The sequence below is a fragment of the Thalassococcus sp. BH17M4-6 genome, assembly GCF_049323015.1.
Classification (GTDB): Bacteria; Pseudomonadota; Alphaproteobacteria; order Rhodobacterales; family Rhodobacteraceae; genus Puniceibacterium.
This window is the reverse complement of record NZ_JBMPGU010000014.1, coordinates 80,890-96,332: the sequence shown is the minus strand read 5'-3', so window position 1 is coordinate 96,332 and position 15,443 is coordinate 80,890. Positions and strand designations below refer to the sequence as shown.

Annotated in this window: 17 protein-coding genes; 13 read left to right on the top strand and 4 right to left on the bottom strand. The window is 67.4% G+C overall.

Translation table 11 applies throughout. The features are described from left to right. Positions 1–2 precede the first annotated feature (2 nt). From ACOXXX_RS17880 to cobJ, 3 genes are read left to right on the top strand one after another with little or no spacing between them, the layout of a single operon-like run. Positions 3–632 carry a precorrin-8X methylmutase gene (locus ACOXXX_RS17880; protein WP_422827971.1) on the top strand — a complete coding sequence of 210 codons (630 nt, stop codon included), beginning with the start codon at positions 3–5 and terminating at the stop codon, positions 630–632. Then, positions 629–1,369, top strand: a complete 741-nt coding sequence (locus ACOXXX_RS17875) for a precorrin-2 C(20)-methyltransferase (RefSeq protein WP_422827970.1) — start codon at positions 629–631, stop codon at positions 1,367–1,369. Before ACOXXX_RS17880 ends, ACOXXX_RS17875 begins: the two co-directional genes overlap by 4 nt. Then, positions 1,366–2,115 carry a precorrin-3B C(17)-methyltransferase gene (cobJ, locus tag ACOXXX_RS17870; protein ID WP_422827969.1) on the top strand — a complete coding sequence of 250 codons (750 nt, stop codon included), beginning with the start codon at positions 1,366–1,368 and terminating at the stop codon, positions 2,113–2,115. Before ACOXXX_RS17875 ends, cobJ begins: the two co-directional genes overlap by 4 nt. Here the strand turns inward: cobJ and ACOXXX_RS17865 are convergent. Beyond that, complete coding sequence (locus ACOXXX_RS17865) at positions 2,091–2,846, bottom strand: cobalt-precorrin-6A reductase (protein ID WP_422827968.1); 756 nt, start codon at positions 2,844–2,846, stop codon at positions 2,091–2,093. The two genes, cobJ and ACOXXX_RS17865, sit on opposite strands and share 25 nt — an antisense overlap. On the opposite strand from ACOXXX_RS17865, the gene cbiE reads away from it, so the two are divergent. From cbiE to cobF, 6 genes are read left to right on the top strand one after another with little or no spacing between them, the layout of a single operon-like run. After that, positions 2,845–4,044 carry a precorrin-6y C5,15-methyltransferase (decarboxylating) subunit CbiE gene (gene cbiE, locus ACOXXX_RS17860; RefSeq protein ID WP_422827967.1) on the top strand — a complete coding sequence of 400 codons (1,200 nt, stop codon included), beginning with the start codon at positions 2,845–2,847 and terminating at the stop codon, positions 4,042–4,044. The two genes, ACOXXX_RS17865 and cbiE, sit on opposite strands and share 2 nt — an antisense overlap. Then, the gene (locus tag ACOXXX_RS17855) at positions 4,041–4,409 is read left to right on the top strand and encodes a cobalamin biosynthesis protein (RefSeq protein WP_422827998.1); all 369 of its coding nucleotides are present in this window, start codon (positions 4,041–4,043) and stop codon (positions 4,407–4,409) included. The genes cbiE and ACOXXX_RS17855 overlap by 4 nt, the downstream gene beginning before the upstream one ends. Then, on the top strand, positions 4,406–5,212 hold the full coding sequence (cobM, locus tag ACOXXX_RS17850) for a precorrin-4 C(11)-methyltransferase (RefSeq protein ID WP_422827966.1): 807 nt from the start codon (positions 4,406–4,408) through the stop codon (positions 5,210–5,212). The genes ACOXXX_RS17855 and cobM overlap by 4 nt, the downstream gene beginning before the upstream one ends. After that, positions 5,205–6,527 carry a cobyrinate a,c-diamide synthase gene (locus ACOXXX_RS17845; RefSeq protein WP_422827965.1) on the top strand — a complete coding sequence of 441 codons (1,323 nt, stop codon included), beginning with the start codon at positions 5,205–5,207 and terminating at the stop codon, positions 6,525–6,527. Before cobM ends, ACOXXX_RS17845 begins: the two co-directional genes overlap by 8 nt. Beyond that, positions 6,524–7,243 (top strand): uroporphyrinogen-III C-methyltransferase, encoded by a 720-nt coding sequence (cobA, locus tag ACOXXX_RS17840; RefSeq protein WP_422827964.1) that lies wholly within the window; start codon positions 6,524–6,526, stop codon positions 7,241–7,243. Before ACOXXX_RS17845 ends, cobA begins: the two co-directional genes overlap by 4 nt. 4 nt (positions 7,244–7,247) lie before the next feature. Next, positions 7,248–7,982 carry a precorrin-6A synthase (deacetylating) gene (gene cobF, locus ACOXXX_RS17835; protein ID WP_422827963.1) on the top strand — a complete coding sequence of 245 codons (735 nt, stop codon included), beginning with the start codon at positions 7,248–7,250 and terminating at the stop codon, positions 7,980–7,982. Between the two features lie 16 nt (positions 7,983–7,998). Here the strand turns inward: cobF and ACOXXX_RS17830 are convergent, their stop codons facing one another. Next, positions 7,999–9,087 carry a Gfo/Idh/MocA family protein gene (locus ACOXXX_RS17830; protein ID WP_422827962.1) on the bottom strand — a complete coding sequence of 363 codons (1,089 nt, stop codon included), beginning with the start codon at positions 9,085–9,087 and terminating at the stop codon, positions 7,999–8,001. Between the two features lie 11 nt (positions 9,088–9,098). Next, positions 9,099–9,800, bottom strand: a complete 702-nt coding sequence (locus tag ACOXXX_RS17825; RefSeq protein WP_422827961.1) for a GntR family transcriptional regulator — start codon at positions 9,798–9,800, stop codon at positions 9,099–9,101. Between the two features lie 91 nt (positions 9,801–9,891). Here ACOXXX_RS17825 and ACOXXX_RS17820 point away from each other — a divergent pair, with 91 nt between their 5' ends. From ACOXXX_RS17820 to ACOXXX_RS17805, 4 genes are all read left to right on the top strand, one after another. Beyond that, positions 9,892–11,046, top strand: coding sequence for an LLM class flavin-dependent oxidoreductase (locus ACOXXX_RS17820; protein ID WP_422827960.1), 1,155 nt, complete (start codon positions 9,892–9,894; stop codon positions 11,044–11,046). Then, positions 11,046–11,936 (top strand): aldo/keto reductase, encoded by an 891-nt coding sequence (locus ACOXXX_RS17815; RefSeq protein ID WP_422827959.1) that lies wholly within the window; start codon positions 11,046–11,048, stop codon positions 11,934–11,936. Before ACOXXX_RS17820 ends, ACOXXX_RS17815 begins: the two co-directional genes overlap by 1 nt. A gap of 39 nt (positions 11,937–11,975) precedes the next feature. Then, on the top strand, positions 11,976–12,482 hold the full coding sequence (locus ACOXXX_RS17810; protein WP_422827958.1) for a flavin reductase family protein: 507 nt from the start codon (positions 11,976–11,978) through the stop codon (positions 12,480–12,482). Between the two features lie 165 nt (positions 12,483–12,647). After that, entirely contained in the window at positions 12,648–14,669 is a 2,022-nt protein-coding gene (locus tag ACOXXX_RS17805) for a DEAD/DEAH box helicase (RefSeq protein WP_422827957.1), read from the top strand. Between the two features lie 10 nt (positions 14,670–14,679). Here ACOXXX_RS17805 and ACOXXX_RS17800 read toward each other — a convergent pair whose 3' ends face one another. Next, positions 14,680–15,408: a Crp/Fnr family transcriptional regulator gene (locus ACOXXX_RS17800; protein ID WP_422827956.1), complete on the bottom strand. Its 729-nt coding sequence runs from the start codon at positions 15,406–15,408 to the stop codon at positions 14,680–14,682. Positions 15,409–15,443 lie beyond the last annotated feature (35 nt).

Here is a 15,443-nt window from a genome sequence, read left to right as displayed (position 1 = left end):
CCATGCCTTACGAATACGAAACCGACGGTGCCGCGATCTACACGCAGTCCTTTGCCACAATCCGGGCCGAGGCGGATCTGGCCCGGTTCGATCCCGACGAAGAACCCATCGCCGTGCGGATGATCCACGCCGCCGGCATGGTCGGGCTTGAGGAATTCATCCACTTCTCCCCCGGTTTCGCGACCGCCGCCCGGGCCGCGCTGGCATCTGGTGCGCCGATCCTGTGCGATGCGCATATGGTCAGCGAAGGCGTGACACGCCCCCGTCTGCCCGCCGACAACCGGGTGATCTGCACCCTGCGCGACGACGGCGTGCGCGATCTGGCGGCGAAGATGTCCAACACCCGCTCTGCCGCCGCGCTGGAGTTGTGGCGCCCGCATCTGGCAGGTGCACTGGTGGCCATCGGCAACGCGCCGACCGCGCTTTTCCACCTGCTCAACATGCTCGAAGATCCCGATTGCCCGCGCCCCGCCGCCATCATCGGCTGCCCGGTGGGCTTTGTCGGGGCGATGGAAAGCAAGGACGCCCTGTGGGCCGATCAGCCGGTGCCCTGCTGCATCGTCAAGGGGCGTCTGGGCGGCAGCGCCATCACCGTCGCCGCTATCAACGCCATCGCGAGCCGCGCGGAATGACCGACCGCACGCCCCCCGGCACGGTCCACGGCGTCGGCCTTGGCACCGGCGATCCCGACCTGATGACCCTGCGCGCGCATCGGCTGCTGACCAATGCCCGCCACGTGGCGTTCTTCCGCAAGGCCGGGCGCAGCGGCCAGGCGCGCCGGATCGTCGATGGGCTGCTGCCCGAAGGCGTGACCGAGTTCGCGATGGAATATCCCGTCACCACGGAAATTCCCCTGTCCGATCCGCGCTACAACGAGATCCTGTCGGCCTTTTACGCCGACTGCACCACCCATCTTCGGCAATTGGCGCAGGCGGGCGAGGACATCGTGGTGCTCTGCGAGGGCGATCCGTTCTTCTACGGCTCCTTCATGCACCTTTATACCCGGCTCAAGGACCACGTGCCGGTGCAGGTGGTGCCCGCGATCACCGGTATGTCGGCCGCCTGGACCGCCACCGGCCAGCCGATTACCTGGGGCGACGATGTGCTGACGGTGCTGATGGGCACCCTGCCCGAGGACGAGCTGGCCACCCGCATGGCCATTACCGACGCGCTGGTCGTCATGAAGATCGGGCGCAACATCGACAAGATACGCGGCGCGCTGAAGACCGCAGGCAAATACGATGCCGCCTGGCTCGTGGAATTCGCCAGCATGCCGAACCAGACGGTGCAAAAGCTGGCCGAGGCCGAGGGCAAGGTCACCCCCTATTTCTCGATCGTGATCGTGCACGGTCAGGGGCGCAGGCCGTGACCGGGTCGCTGATTATTGCGGGGCTTGGCCCGGGGGCCGACCACCTTGTCACGCCCGAGGTGACGGAGGCGCTGGCCCAGGCGACCGACATCGTGGGCTACATTCCCTACGTCGCGCGGGTAGCCGAACGTCCGGGCCTGACCCTGCATCCCAGCGACAACCGGGTCGAGATCGACCGGTCACGCCACGCCTTGGAAATGGCCGCGGATGGCCGCCAAGTCGTTGTGGTTTCGTCTGGCGATCCCGGTGTGTTCGCCATGGCCGCCGCCGTGTTCGAGGCGGTCGAGGCGGGGCCGGACCATTGGCGCGATCTCGACATCCGCGTCGCCCCCGGCATCACCGCAATGCTGGCCGCCGCCGCACGCGCGGGCGCGCCCCTGGGCCATGATTTCTGCGCCATCAACCTCAGCGACAACCTCAAACCCTGGGCGTTGATCGAACGGCGGCTGCGGCTGGCGGCAGAGGCGGATTTCGCCATGGCGTTCTACAATCCCCGGTCGAAATCCCGGCCCGAAGGTTTTGCCCGCACTTTGGATGTGCTCAACGACGCCTGCGGCGACGCGCGCCCGGTGATCTTTGCCCGCGCGGTCAGCACGCCCGAAGAGGCGATCCGCGTCGTGCCCCTGCCCGACGCCCGCCCCGAGATGGCGGATATGCGCACCATGGTGATCGTCGGATCCTCGACCACCCGCATCATCACCCGCGACGGCGCGCCCTTCGTTTACACACCCCGGTCGGTGGCATGACCCTGCGCCCAGGCCAGAACCTGCGCGACGTCATGCGCCTCGGCCCGCGCGGGCAAAGCGGGGCGGTCGATCATGATGACCGGCAGGCCCAGATCCCGCGCCGCGATGAGCTTGGCCTTGGCCCCCGTGCCGCCGGAGTTTTTCGAGACGACCAGATCAATGCGGTGTTCCTGCATCAGAGCCAGATCACCCGCCGTGGTGAACGGCCCACGATCCACGACGATGGCGTGGTCGGGAAATGGCGGCGGATCTTTCGGCGGATCGACCAGCCTCAGAAGGTAGAAGTGCTGTGGGTTTGGGGCAAACTCAAGCAGATGCATGCGCCCCACGGCCAGCATCACTCGCCGGGCATGGCAGTTCAGCGCCGCCACCGCACCGGGGATATCCGGCACGTGACTCCAATGATCGCCGTCCTGCGGCTGCCAGGGCGCGCGGGTCAGGGCGATCAGCGGAACGCCGGTCAGCGCGCTGGCGGTCACGGCATTGTGGCTCATCTGCGCGGCGAAGGGATGTGTGGCATCGACCAGATGGGTGATCCTGTGATCACGCAGATAGGCCGCCAGCCCCTCGGCCCCGCCGAACCCACCCACCCGCTGCGGCAGCGGCTGGCGCACCGGCCGATCCACCCGACCGGCAAAGGAAATGGTGCCGTGAAGGCCTGCCTCGGCCATCGCGCGGCAAAGTGCCGTCGCCTCGGTCGTGCCTCCGAGGACAAGCAGGTTTGGTGTCATGGCTGATCGTCCCTGGCTGACCCTGATCGGGCTGGGCGAAGATGCCCCGGACGGGCTGTCGCCTGCAAGCAGATCGGCGCTTGAGGCGGCGGAAATCGTCATGGGGCCGCCGCGGCATCTGTCGCTCTTGCCTGGGATCGCGGCGCGACAGGTCGAGTGGCCGGTGCCCTTCGCCGACGGCATCCCGCAGCTTCTGGCGCTGCGCGGGCAGCGCGTGGCGGTGCTGGCGTCGGGCGATCCGTTCTGGTTCGGGGCGGGCACGACGCTGGCCCGGCATCTGGAACCCGGCGAATGGCACGCCCTGCCCGGCCCGTCGACCTTTTCGCTGGCCGCGTCGCGCATGGTCTGGCCGCTGGAAGCGACCTCCTGTTTCGGCCTGCATGCCGCCCCGCTGACCCGGCTGCGGCCTGTGCTGGCGAAAGGGCTGCGCGCCATCGTGCTGCTGCGCGACGGCGACGCTGTGCGCGACCTCGCGACCTACCTCACCGACTGCGGGTTTGGCGCATCGACGCTCACCGTGCTCGAGGCGCTTGGCGGACCGCGCGAACGCCGCACCGAGGCGCGCGCCGACGCGATGCCCGTGCAGGACTTCGCCCACCCGGTCTGCGCCGCCGTGCACGTGGCAGGCCGTGGTGCGGCGCTGCCGCTGGCGTCGGGGCGGCCGGACGACTGGTTTGAAAGCGACGGCCAGATGACCAAGCGCCCGGTGCGCGCGCTGACACTGTCGGCATTGGCCCCGCGCCCCTTCGAGCATCTGTGGGACATCGGCGGCGGATCGGGGTCCGTCGCGATCGAATGGCTGCTCAGCCACCCGACCCTGACGGCCACCAGCATCGAACCACGCGCCGAGCGTGCGGCCAATATCAGCGCCAATGCCGCGCGGCTGGGGGTGGACCGGCTGAACGTGGTGACTGGCGCGGCCCCCGCCGCGCTGGCGGGGCTCGACGTGCCCGATGCGATCTTTGTCGGCGGAGGCCTCTGTGACGACCTGCTGGGCTGGCTCACGGCCAACCTGCGCCCTAGCACGCGGATCGTGGCCAATGCTGTCACGCTTGAGACAGAGGCGCTGCTGACCCGCGCGCAGGCGGATCACGGCGGCGAGCTGCTGCGCGTTGAGCTGGCGCAGGCCGCCCCCCTGGGGCCGCGCCGGGGCTGGAAATCCAGCTATCCGATCGTACAATGGAGCGTCACGCTATGATCGTTGCGGGCTTCGGATTTCGCGCCGCGGCCAGCGCCGCCAGCCTGCGCAATGCCTATGACCTGGCCTGCGGCGCGCATCGGCCGCAGTGCCTTGCCACCGCCGCCGACAAGGCGCAAAGCCCGGCGTTCGTCGCCCTCTCGCGCGCGCTTGGCCTGCCCATCCGCGCGGTGCCGCCGCAGCGCCTGGCACAGCAAGGCACGGCCACACGCTCGGCCACGTCCATGGCCGCGCGCGGCACCGGCAGCGTGGCAGAAGCGGCGGCGCTGGCCGCCGCGGGTGCAGGCGCGACGCTGCTGCAGCCGCGCCGCATATCGACCGACCGCATGGCCACCTGCGCATTGGCCGAAGGAGAGAATGAATGACCGTGCATTTCATCGGCGCCGGCCCCGGCGCGCCCGATCTTCTGACCCTGCGCGGGCGCGACCTGATCGCCGCCTGCCCGGTGTGCCTTTATGCCGGATCGCTGGTGCCCGAGGCGGTTCTGGCCCATTGCCCGCCCGACGCGCGCATCGTCAACACCGCGTCGATGGACCTTGACGCGATCATCGCCGAGGTCAAGGCCGCCCATGCCGCTGGACAGGATGTGGCCCGGCTGCATTCCGGCGACCTGTCGGTCTGGTCGGCCATGGGTGAACAGATGCGACGGCTGCGCGCGTTGGATATCCCCGTGTCGGTTACCCCCGGGGTGCCATCCTTTTCCGCCGCCGCTGCGGCGCTGGGGGCCGAACTGACCCTGCCCGGGCTGGCGCAATCGGTGGTGCTGACCCGCACACCGGGGCGCGCATCGTCCATGCCGGAGGGTGAAACGCTCACGAATTTCGCCGCCACCGGCGCGACGCTGGCGATCCACCTTTCGGTGCAGAACCTCACCAGCGTCGTGGCGGACCTCACACCGCAATACGGCGCCGATTGCCCGGTCGCCGTGGTCTACCGCGCCAGCTGGCCGGACCAGCAGATCATCCGCAGCACTTTGTCGGGGATCGAGGCCGCAGTGGACAGCGGCATTTCCCGCACGGCGCTGATCCTCGTGGGGCCCGCGCTTGCAGGCGAGGGGTTCGATGAAAGCTGCCTCTATGCGGCGGATTACGACCGCCGCTATCGCCCGCAAAGCGCCGAAAGCCCCTGGGCCAGCTGGACCCCGGAAAGCGAGCAAAGCCATGACTGACCCGCGCGGCATCCTTGTTTCGGCACCTGCGTCGGGCACCGGCAAGACCACGGTGATGCTGGGCCTGCTCCGGGCACTGGCCGATGACGGGGTGAAGGTGCAGCCTTACAAATCCGGGCCGGATTATATCGACCCGGCCTTTCACCTTGCCGCCTGCGGGCGCGCGTCCTTCAACATCGACAGCTGGGCCATGGGTCCAGAGCTTTTGTCCGCCATCGCGGCGCAGGCGACGGGCGCGGATATCTGCGTCGCCGAAGGGTCCATGGGCCTGTATGACGGGGTCGCCACGCGCGGGCAAAGCGGGTTCGGCAGCAGCGCTGAAACCGCACAGCGCATGGGCTGGCCGGTGGTTCTGGTCGTCGATGTCAGCGGTCAGGCGCAGTCGGCGGCGGCCACAGCACTTGGGTTCCGGCAGTACAATCCCGACCTGCCCTTCGCGGGCGTGATCCTGAACCGCGTCGCCTCGCCCCGGCACGAACGGCTGGCGCGGCTGGGGATGGACCGCGCGGGCCTGCCGGTGCTGGGCGTGCTGCCCCGGCGCGGCGATCTGGCCCTGCCGGAACGGCACCTGGGGCTGATCCAGGCGGTCGAGCATCCGGACCTCAACGCCGCCATCGCAGGCTATGCCGAGTTTCTGCGCGCGCACGTGGATCTGGGCGCCATCCGCGAAGCCGCGCGCGGCGTGCCGCTGCCTGCCACGCCCGCGACGCTGCCGCCGCCACCCGCGCAACGCATCGCGCTGGCCCGCGATGCCGCGTTTTCCTTCACCTATCCGCATCTGATCGAAGGCTGGCGCGCCGCGGGGGCCGAAATCCTGCCGTTTTCACCGCTCGCCGACGAAGCGCCCGACCCATCGGCCGACCTGGTCTGGCTGCCGGGGGGATACCCCGAATTGCACGCGGGCAAGATCGCGGCGGCGGAAACCTATCGCGCGGGGCTGTGCAAACACGCAGAAACCCGGCCCGTACACGGCGAATGCGGCGGCTACATGGCCCTGGGCGAGGCGCTGATCGACAAGGACGGCACGCGCCACGCCATGGCCGGGCTGCTGGGGCTGGTCACCAGCTATGAAAAGCGGAAATTCCATCTGGGCTATCGCCGCGCCGTCCTGCGCAGCGCCCTGCCCGGTCACGCCCCGGGCGCGGCCCTGCGCGGGCACGAGTTTCATTATTCGACCATCCTCGACCAGCCCGACGCGGCGCTGGCGGATGTGGCCGATGCCGATGGCAACGCGGTGACTGAGACCGGATCCTTCCGGGGCCATGTCACCGGCACGTTCTTTCACCTCATCACCGCAGAGGAGCCTGCCGCATGACCGGTTTCGTGAGCTTCGTCGGCTCCGGCCCCGGCGATCCAGAGCTTTTGACGCTCAAGGCGGTGGACCGGTTGAAACGCGCCGATGCCGTGCTCTTTGACGATCTGTCGTCGGGGCCGATCCTGACCCACGCGCGGTCCGGCGCGGATCTGGTCGGGGTGGGCAAACGCGCCGGGCGCGCCTCGCCCAAGCAGCACCATGTCAGCCGTTTGCTGGTGGATTACGCGCAGATCGACCAGCGCGTGGTGCGGCTCAAATCCGGGGACAGCGGCCTGTTCGGGCGGCTGGAGGAAGAGCTGACCGCCTTGCGTGCGGCGGGTATCCCCTACGAGATCATTCCCGGCGTGCCCTCGGCCTGCGCGGCGGCGGCGGCGGCGGGCATCCCGCTCACGCGTCGGCTGACCGCGCGGCGCGTGCAGTTCGTGACCGGGCATGACGTGACCGGGCAACTGCCCGAGGATATCAACCTCGACGCTCTGGCCGACCCGACGGCCTCGACCGTGGTTTTCATGGGCAAACGCACCTTTCCGCGGCTGTTGGCGGCGCTGACCGCCCGTGGCCTGCCCGCCGATACGCCGGCGATCCTGGCCGAAGGCGTGAGCGGACCGGAACAACGCATCCTGCGTACCACCGTCATCGCCCTTGCCGATACGCTGGCCCAGGAGGTCGGCAACCAGCCCGCGCTGATCCTCTACGGCCCGCTGGCCGAGGGGTAGCGCCATGATCCGCGACCTTTGGCTTGTCGGGATCGGAACGGGCAGCCCCGCGCATGTCACCATTGAGGGGATGCAGGCACTGCGCGACGCGGCGCTGATCCTGATCCCGCACAAGGGTGCCGGCAAGGATGATCTGGCCGGAATGCGGCACGCGATCCTGCAAGCGAGCGGCAGCACGGCCCACGTCGTTCCCTTCGACTATCCGGTGCGCGACCCGGCGCTGCCCTATCAGGCGCGTGTCGCCGCCTGGCATGACGAGATCGCGCGCCGCTGGCAGGCCGCCGTCACCGACGCGGCACCCGACGGGCCGGTGGCGCTGCTGGTCTGGGGCGATCCGTCGCTTTACGACAGCACCATGCGCATCGCCACGCGGCTGGACCCCGCGCCGCGCCTGCGCGTGGTGCCCGGGATCACCGCCATCCAGGCGCTGACGGCGGCGCATGCCATCCCGCTCAACACCGTGAACGGGCCGGTGCAGATCACCACCGGGCGGCGGCTGCATGACGCAGGCTGGCCCGAGGGCACCGATACGCTGGTGGTGATGCTGGACGGAGAGGCGCGGTTCATGGATCTTCCACCCGACGGCGTGACCATCTGGTGGGGTGCGTTTCTGGGGATGCCGGAACAGATCCTCGACAGCGGTCCGCTGACAGAAGTCCGCGACCGCATCCTTGCCACCCGCAAAGACGCTCGCGCGCGTCATGGCTGGATCATGGACACGTATCTTTTGCAACGCTGAGGCGCGGCCCGCCACTTCAGATCGCGACCGCCTGCCCGGTCAGCGCCGACTGCTGCGCCGCCAGCCCCATGCGTACCGCCATCAGCCCGTCGTGCAACGTGACCTCTGTCCCGCCCTGCCCGCGCAGCATCCGCAGGAATCGCTGGTGCTGGTAATAGGTCGATCCGTTGTGATCCCCCGCCGCCAGCAGCGCGGGATCCACAGGGATATCCACTGCCACCGGACCCTTGGGCGCGCGCGGGCTGACGATGACCTGCGGCACCGGCGGCGCGCCCAGATCGGCGGGCCAGAACCGGCCCGGCCCGGGCACAAGGGCCTCGATCTTGCCCAAGGGGCCGACGGCGCTGATCTCTTCCTGATAGCGGCTGCCTTCGGCGAACATGCAAAGCTCCAGCATGGCGCGGGCGCCGCTGGCGAACTCCACGATGACATAGCCATGGTCCCAGATATCCGGCACCTCGCCATCATAGGATTCATCACGGTGGTTGACCGCCTGACCGGCGCTGGCCATGACCCGCACCGGATCGGACCGCAGCACCAGCCGCATCAGGTCAAAGAAGTGGCAGCACTTTTCCACCAGCGTCCCGCCGGTGTTGCGGTTGAACCGGTTCCAGTGCCCGACCTTGGGCAGGAACGGAAACCGGTGTTCGCGGATGGTCAGCATCTGCACCCCGCCGGTCGCCGCGTGCGCCTGGTCGATCAGCGCCGCAACCGGGGGCATATAGCGATATTCCATCGCCACCCAGACCGGCGCCGGGTATCGGGCCAGAAAGTCGGCCATCCGGGCGTCATCCTCGGGCGCGGTGTAAAGCGGCTTTTCCACCAACACCGGCAAAGGGTTGCTTTGCGCGATCAGCTCCATCTGCGGGACGTGCAGGTGGTTGGGTGACACGATCACCAGCGCGTCCAGACCGGGATGCGCCAGCAGCGCCTCGACCGACGCGGCGGCCACGGCCGCCGGGGCCAGATCCAGTGCCGCTGCACGCATCGCCGCGTCGGGTTCAAAGATCACCGCCACCTCGGCCCCGTCCAGCAAGGCGATGTTGCGCAGATGCTCCTGCCCCATCATGCCGCAGCCGATGATCCCGTAACGCAGGGTCCCCATGCCAGTCATCCTTAGGTCAGCCGCGCGACGTAGGTCGCGACGGTCGTGTCGATCCAGTTGCGCGACACCTCGGCCCGCGCGCCGTCCTGCGCCCAGCTGATCCGTTCCACCATGACGCAAGGCGTCCCGGAGGCGTTGCCGAACGCCGGATCGGCCCAATCCGGCACCGGGGCCAGTCCGACACGATCCTCGACCCGGCTGATCCAGAGGCCCAGCTTTTCGCGGTAGTAAAGATAAAGCGACTCTGACAGGTCATCCGCGTCGATCCGGGGCGTGTAGGCCGCATCAAGCCAGATCTCCTCAAGCACCGCGGGCGTACCGCTCAGACTGCGCAGGCGGCGAATTCGGTGGCCCGCGTCGCTGGTGCCAAAGGCGGGCAGACCGGCCGGCTTGGCGTGCCGCCCGACATCCAGCAATCGCGCGGTCGGCAACCCGCCACCCTGCAAAAGCTCAACCCGGAAAAACGCATATACGCTCTGCGTGTCCGTGCGCGCCCGCACATAATTTCCGGACCCCTGCACTCGCTCCAGCAGGCCCTTTTCAGTGAGTGTCGCAAGCGCCTTGCGCAACGTCCCGACCGAGGTGCCAAGCTGCGCCGCCAGCACGCGCTCTGGCGGCAGCCGGTCGCCGTCCACATAGCGCCCGGCGGTGATCTCACGGATCAGAAGCTCGCTCAGCTGCACGTGCAGCGGCAGGGCATGGCGGTCGGTCACGGCGGCGGGCACCTTTGAAATTGATGCATTATTGATTTACATTAGATGCGGTGCTACGCAAGCGCAATTGATGCACTCCGGGGGGCTGCGCATGACCATCGTTCCGATCACCTCACCCGATCTTGGCGCGGCAGAGGTGTCGTGGTTTTCCGCCCTCTGTTCAGACGATTACGCCTATCTGGGCGTGCCCGACGGCAGCCTGCGATCCAGTTGGGACCATTGTTCCGCCATCGTGAAAGAGGCCGAGCGTCAAGGCTTTCGCAACATCCTGTGTCCGTCGTCGTATCAGGTCGGTCAGGACACGCTGAGCTTTGTCGCGGGCTGCGCCCCGATCACCGACAAGATCAACATGCTGGCCGCCGTCCGCTGCGGTGAGATGCAGCCCATCATGCTGGCGCGCACCATCGCGACGCTGGATCACATGCTCGAGGGTCGGCTGACGGTAAACATCATCAGCAGCGATTTTCCGGGGCAGAAGGAACCTTCGCCCTATCGCTACCAACGCTCGTGCGAGGTGGTCGAGATCCTCAAACAGGCCTGGACGCAGGACGAGATTGATTATCAGGGCGAGGTCTATCAGTTCGAGGGGCTGACGACCGACCCCGCCAAACCTTACCAGACCGGCGGGCCGCTTCTCTATTTCGGCGGCTATTCTCCGGACGCGCTGGAGCTTTGCGGGCAGCATTGCGACGTTTACCTGATGTGGCCCGAAACCAGGGATGCTCTGGCGCAGCGGATGCGCGACGTGCATGCGGTGGCCGAAAGATACGACCGCACGCTGGATTACGGCTTGCGGGTGCACGTGATCGTCCGGGACACCGAGGCCGAGGCCCGCGAATACGCCCAACATCTGGTCAGCCAGCTTGACGACGACGCGGGCAAGACGATCCGCGATCGCGCGCTTGACGCCACATCGCTGGGCGTGGCCCATCAGGCGAAAAACCGCGAACTGGCGGATATGGAAGGCTTTATCGAACCGCACCTTTGGACGGGCGTCGGGCGCGCGCGGTCGGGCTGCGGCGCGGCCATCGTCGGCAGCACCGATCAGGTGTTGTCAGAGCTGGAAAGCTATCAGAAGATGGGCATTCGCGCGTTTATCCTTTCCGGCTATCCGCATATCGACGAATGCCGCCATTTCGGGTCGCGGGTGCTGCCGCAGATGAACACCTGCTCCTTGCCCCACGCCTATGGCCGCGTGCCGCAATCCACACCAGCCACGCCCCTGGGCGTAGGAGTCCGCCGCTGATGAACCGAGTTTCCCTGTCCAACGATGTCAGCCTGTCGCGCCTTGTCTATGGCATGTGGCGGCTGGGTGACGACGACGACACCCGCCCCGAACACGTCCGCGCCAAGATCGACGCCTGTCTTGATCAGGGCATCACCACGATGGATCAGGCCGATATCTACGGCGGCTACATGGCCGAAGAGATCCTGGGCAACGCGCTGACACCTGAGCTGCGCGCGAAGATCGAGATCGTGACGAAATGCGATATCGTCGCGCCCGCAGGACGCCACGCGGGCGCGCGGGTCAAGCATTACGACACCAGCCGGGCGCATATCCACGCCTCGGTCGACCAGTCGCTGAAGCTGATGAAGACCGAGGTGATCGATCTTTTGCTGATCCACCGCCCCGATCCGCTGATGGATCATCTGGAAACCGGCGCGGCGCTTGATGAGCTTGTGACCGCCGGAAAGGTCCGTGCGGTGGGGGTGTCGAACTTCAAACCCTGGGACTGGTCGCTGCTGCAATCGGGGATGACGACGCCGCTTGCCACCAACCAGATCGAGATTTCGCTGCTGGAACATTCCGCGCTGACCAATGGCGACCTCGCCTTTTTGCAGGAACGCGGTATCCCGCCGATGGCCTGGTCGCCGCTGGGGGGTGGTGCGCTGTTCTTTGACACGCGGCATGCGGAATTGCGGCGGGCGCTGGAACGGGTAGCCGAAGAGAATGACGTCGACGAAACCGCCGTCGCTATCGCCTGGCTCTTGGCCCATCCCTCCGGCATCCTACCTGTCCTCGGGACCAACAATCTGGACCGCATCGCCCGGATCGGCGATGCTGCAAACATCCGGATGGATCGGGAGACATGGTTTGAACTATACACCCTCGCCCTTGGCCACGAGGTCGCCTGAGGCATGCCCGACCCCGCCCGCGGGCAAAGGGAGCCTTTGATGAGCGCACCCGAGCATGATTTCGACCCCGCCACGGAAAACAGCCGCGCCTTTCGCGATGCCCTGGGCCGGTTCGGCACCGGCGTGACGGTGATCACCTGCGCAACCCCCGACGGGCCGCTGGGGATCACCGCCAACAGCTTTGCCTCCGTGTCGCTCGACCCGCCGCTGGTGCTTTGGGCACCCGCCAAGGGATCAAGCCGCTATCCGTTCTACGCCGCCGCCGATCATTTCGCGATCCACGTCATGGGGGCCGAACAAAGCGCGCTTTGCGACGGCTTTGCCCGCAGCGGCGATGCCTTCGACCGCTTCGACTGGCACGAAAGCGCGAAGGGTGTGCCGCTGCTGGGGGGCTGCCTGTCGCGGTTCGAATGCACGAAAACGGCGGAGCATGACGGCGGCGATCACACGATCATCGTGGCACGTGTCACCCGGGTGGCCACACGCGACGGCGATCCGCTGCTGTTCTTCGGGGGTGGTTACGGCGGGTTCGCCGCGGCGTCCTGACCTTGGGCCGCGCAGACCGGCGCCCGGAAAATTCAAATTTTCCGGCCCGTTTTCTTCGAAGAAAACGGTGCAGCACTCTGCTCTGGCCCCTATACATTCGCCGCCAGAGCGGATAGGGCGGCGCCTTGGCCGGGCGCATCCGGCCCGACAATTCGCAAGGCCGCCATGATCCAGACCCTCGCCGACGCCCTGGCCGAAAAAGGCTATGACACCCTCACCCCCGTGCAAGAAGCGGTGACCGACCCGGCGCTTCAGGGGCGCGACATGCTCGTGTCGGCGCAGACCGGGTCGGGCAAGACCGTGGGCTTTGGCCTCGCCATCGCCGAAACCCTGCTGCAGGGGGCCGACCGCATGGGCCCCGCCGCGACGCCGCTGGCGCTGATCGTCGCCCCCACCCGCGAACTGGCCTTTCAGGTCATGCGCGAGATCACCTGGCTTTACGCGCGCACCGGCGCAGTCGTCGCCACCTGCGTCGGCGGCATGGACATGCGTACCGAAAAGCGCAGCCTGGAACGCGGTGCGCATATCGTCGTGGGCACGCCGGGCCGCTTGCGCGACCATATCCAGCGCGGATCGCTGGACCTGTCGGGCATCCGTGCCGTGGTATTGGACGAGGCGGACGAAATGCTCGACCTCGGGTTCCGCGAAGACCTGGAGTTCATGTTGGGTGAGGCGCCGGCAGACCGCCGCACGCTGATGTTCTCGGCCACCGTGCCCAAGATGATCGCGACGCTGGCGCAGACCTACCAGACCGACGCGGCGCGGGTGAACACCACGACCGGCGCCAGCCAGCACGCCGACATCACCTATCAGGCGCTGGGTGTGGCGCAGCACGATGCCGAACATGCGGTGATCAACCTGCTGCTCTTTCACGACGCGCAGAACGCCATCGTCTTTGCCAACACCCGCGCCATGGTCGCACGCCTGACCGCCCGGCTGTCGAACCGCGGCTTTGCCGTCGTGTCGCTCTCGGGCGAGTTGAGCCAGACCGAGCGCACCCACGCCCTGCAAGCGATGCGCGACGGGCGTGCGCGGGTCTGCGTGGCGACGGACGTGGCGGCGCGCGGCATCGACCTGCCCAACCTGGATCTGGTGATCCACGCCGAACTGCCCAGCAATTCCGAAACGCTGCTGCACCGGTCAGGCCGCACCGGCCGGGCCGGGCGCAAGGGCTTGTCGGCACTGATCGTACTGCCAAAGGTCCGGTCCAAGGCGACACGGCTTTTGAAATTCGCCAAACTGCAGGCCGAATGGACCACCCCGCCGTCTGCCGACGACATCGCCGCGCGCGAGGAAGAGCGGCTTTTGACCGATCCCGCATGGTCCGAAGCGCCGAGCGAGGCTGAGGCTGCTTTTGCCGCCAAACTGACGGCACAGTTCACGCCCGACCAGATTGCCGCCGCCTATTTGCGGCTTTACCAGTCCCGCCGGTCGGCCCCCGAAGACCTGTCACCCCCCGACGCCAAGCCCGAGCGCAAGCCACGCGAATTCGGCCCGTCGGTCTGGTTCAAACTGTCCGTGGGCCGCAACGAGCGGGCAGAGCCGCGCTGGCTGTTGCCGCTGCTTTGCCGCGCGGGCAATATCGACAAGGATGCGCTTGGAGCGATCCGCATTCAGGAAAGCGAAAGCTATGTCGAAATCGCGACCTCTGCGGTGGATGGCTTTGTCAGCGCGGTCGGCCCCGATGGCGCGCTGGAAGACGGCATTCGCCTGACCCGGCTGGACGCCGCGCCGGACCTGGCCCCGGCCCCGCGCCGCGATGCGAAACCCGGCAAACCGCGCCGACCGCGCCCGGCGGACGATGCCCCGCGCGCGGCACCTGCGCGGACACCGCGCCCGACACCAGCCGAGCCGCGCCCCCCGCGGGACGAGGCCGTGCACAGCGCCATCACTCCGAAACCCGCCGCGAAGCCCGCGCCGAAGTCAGAGCGCAAGCCTGCGAAATACGAGGCGAAACCGTGGTCAGCGAAAGACAAGGGCAAACCGGCGGCAAAGGGAAAGGGCGGCGGCAAACCGTTCGGAAAGCCCGCGGGCAAGGATGGCAAACCCTCGGCCAAAGCCGCGGCGCCGGGGAAACCCAAAGCCAAGGCATCGGACACCAGCAAGCGGTTCACCCCCCCGGGCAAAGGCGCGAAAAAGCCCGCCGGGCGTCCCGGCGGCCACGACGCGCCCCGCCGCAAGCCCTGAGGCGCGGTGGCTACATCAGCGGCCGGATCGGCAATTCCGAATGATCCATCATCGCCACGTCTTCGAGTTCTTCAAGGTCGGGCACCGTCAGCGTGCCATCGGTCCAGCTCGATAGCTGCCGTTCGCGCAGCTTGGCCAAAGTCTTGTTGGTATGCACAAGCGACAGGCCAAGCCCATCCGCCAGATCCTGCTGCCGGTAGGGCAAGGGCACACTCTTGCCCCGTGCCAGTCCGGTTTCGCTGAGCCTGCGGAAAATCCGCGCCATCGCCCAGGCCACCCGTTCGATGGCGCTGCGCTGGCCAAGCGATGTCAGCGCCTCGCCCAGAAACCGCTCTTCACTGGCGGCGAGCCATGTCAGGGCAAAGCCGCGCTCGGGCAGGCTGCGGTACAGCGTCCAAAGCTCGGAGCGGTCGAAGACACATAGTTTCATGCTGGTCGTCGCCTCGACCGAGTGTGTCATTTCTTTCATCACTCCGGCCTGTAAACCGATGAAATCGCCGGGCAGGACCAGCGAAATAACCTGTCTGCGCCCGTTCGGCAAAAGCTTGTACCGCAGCCCCATTCCGGACAGCGCAGTGAATAGCTGCGGCGCATTCGCGCCTTCTGACATGAGCGGCGTTCGCGGTTCGACTTCAAGTTCGCCGACCTTGAAACGCTGCATGAACTCCAGCGTTTCACGGCCCATGGGCTGAAAAATCTCTGCCTTGCGGATCGGGCAGTTTATACATTTGATGGACATCTTTTTCTCCGCCTATGTCGTAGTTTAATGCGCAA

Coding starts and splice junctions, on each gene's coding strand:
- cbiE (WP_422827967.1), top strand. CDS start 2,845: ATGGCTGATCGTCCCTGGCTGACCCTGATCGGGCTGGGCGAAGATGCC.
- ACOXXX_RS17845 (WP_422827965.1), top strand. CDS start 5,205: ATGACTGACCCGCGCGGCATCCTTGTTTCGGCACCTGCGTCGGGCACC.
- cobF (WP_422827963.1), top strand. CDS start 7,248: ATGATCCGCGACCTTTGGCTTGTCGGGATCGGAACGGGCAGCCCCGCG.
- ACOXXX_RS17815 (WP_422827959.1), top strand. CDS start 11,046: ATGAACCGAGTTTCCCTGTCCAACGATGTCAGCCTGTCGCGCCTTGTC.
- ACOXXX_RS17855 (WP_422827998.1), top strand. CDS start 4,041: ATGATCGTTGCGGGCTTCGGATTTCGCGCCGCGGCCAGCGCCGCCAGC.
- ACOXXX_RS17800 (WP_422827956.1), bottom strand. CDS start 15,408: ATGTCCATCAAATGTATAAACTGCCCGATCCGCAAGGCAGAGATTTTT.
- ACOXXX_RS17810 (WP_422827958.1), top strand. CDS start 11,976: ATGAGCGCACCCGAGCATGATTTCGACCCCGCCACGGAAAACAGCCGC.
- ACOXXX_RS17820 (WP_422827960.1), top strand. CDS start 9,892: ATGACCATCGTTCCGATCACCTCACCCGATCTTGGCGCGGCAGAGGTG.
- ACOXXX_RS17875 (WP_422827970.1), top strand. CDS start 629: ATGACCGACCGCACGCCCCCCGGCACGGTCCACGGCGTCGGCCTTGGC.
- cobM (WP_422827966.1), top strand. CDS start 4,406: ATGACCGTGCATTTCATCGGCGCCGGCCCCGGCGCGCCCGATCTTCTG.
- ACOXXX_RS17880 (WP_422827971.1), top strand. CDS start 3: ATGCCTTACGAATACGAAACCGACGGTGCCGCGATCTACACGCAGTCC.
- cobA (WP_422827964.1), top strand. CDS start 6,524: ATGACCGGTTTCGTGAGCTTCGTCGGCTCCGGCCCCGGCGATCCAGAG.
- ACOXXX_RS17830 (WP_422827962.1), bottom strand. CDS start 9,087: ATGGGGACCCTGCGTTACGGGATCATCGGCTGCGGCATGATGGGGCAG.
- ACOXXX_RS17865 (WP_422827968.1), bottom strand. CDS start 2,846: ATGACACCAAACCTGCTTGTCCTCGGAGGCACGACCGAGGCGACGGCA.
- ACOXXX_RS17805 (WP_422827957.1), top strand. CDS start 12,648: ATGATCCAGACCCTCGCCGACGCCCTGGCCGAAAAAGGCTATGACACC.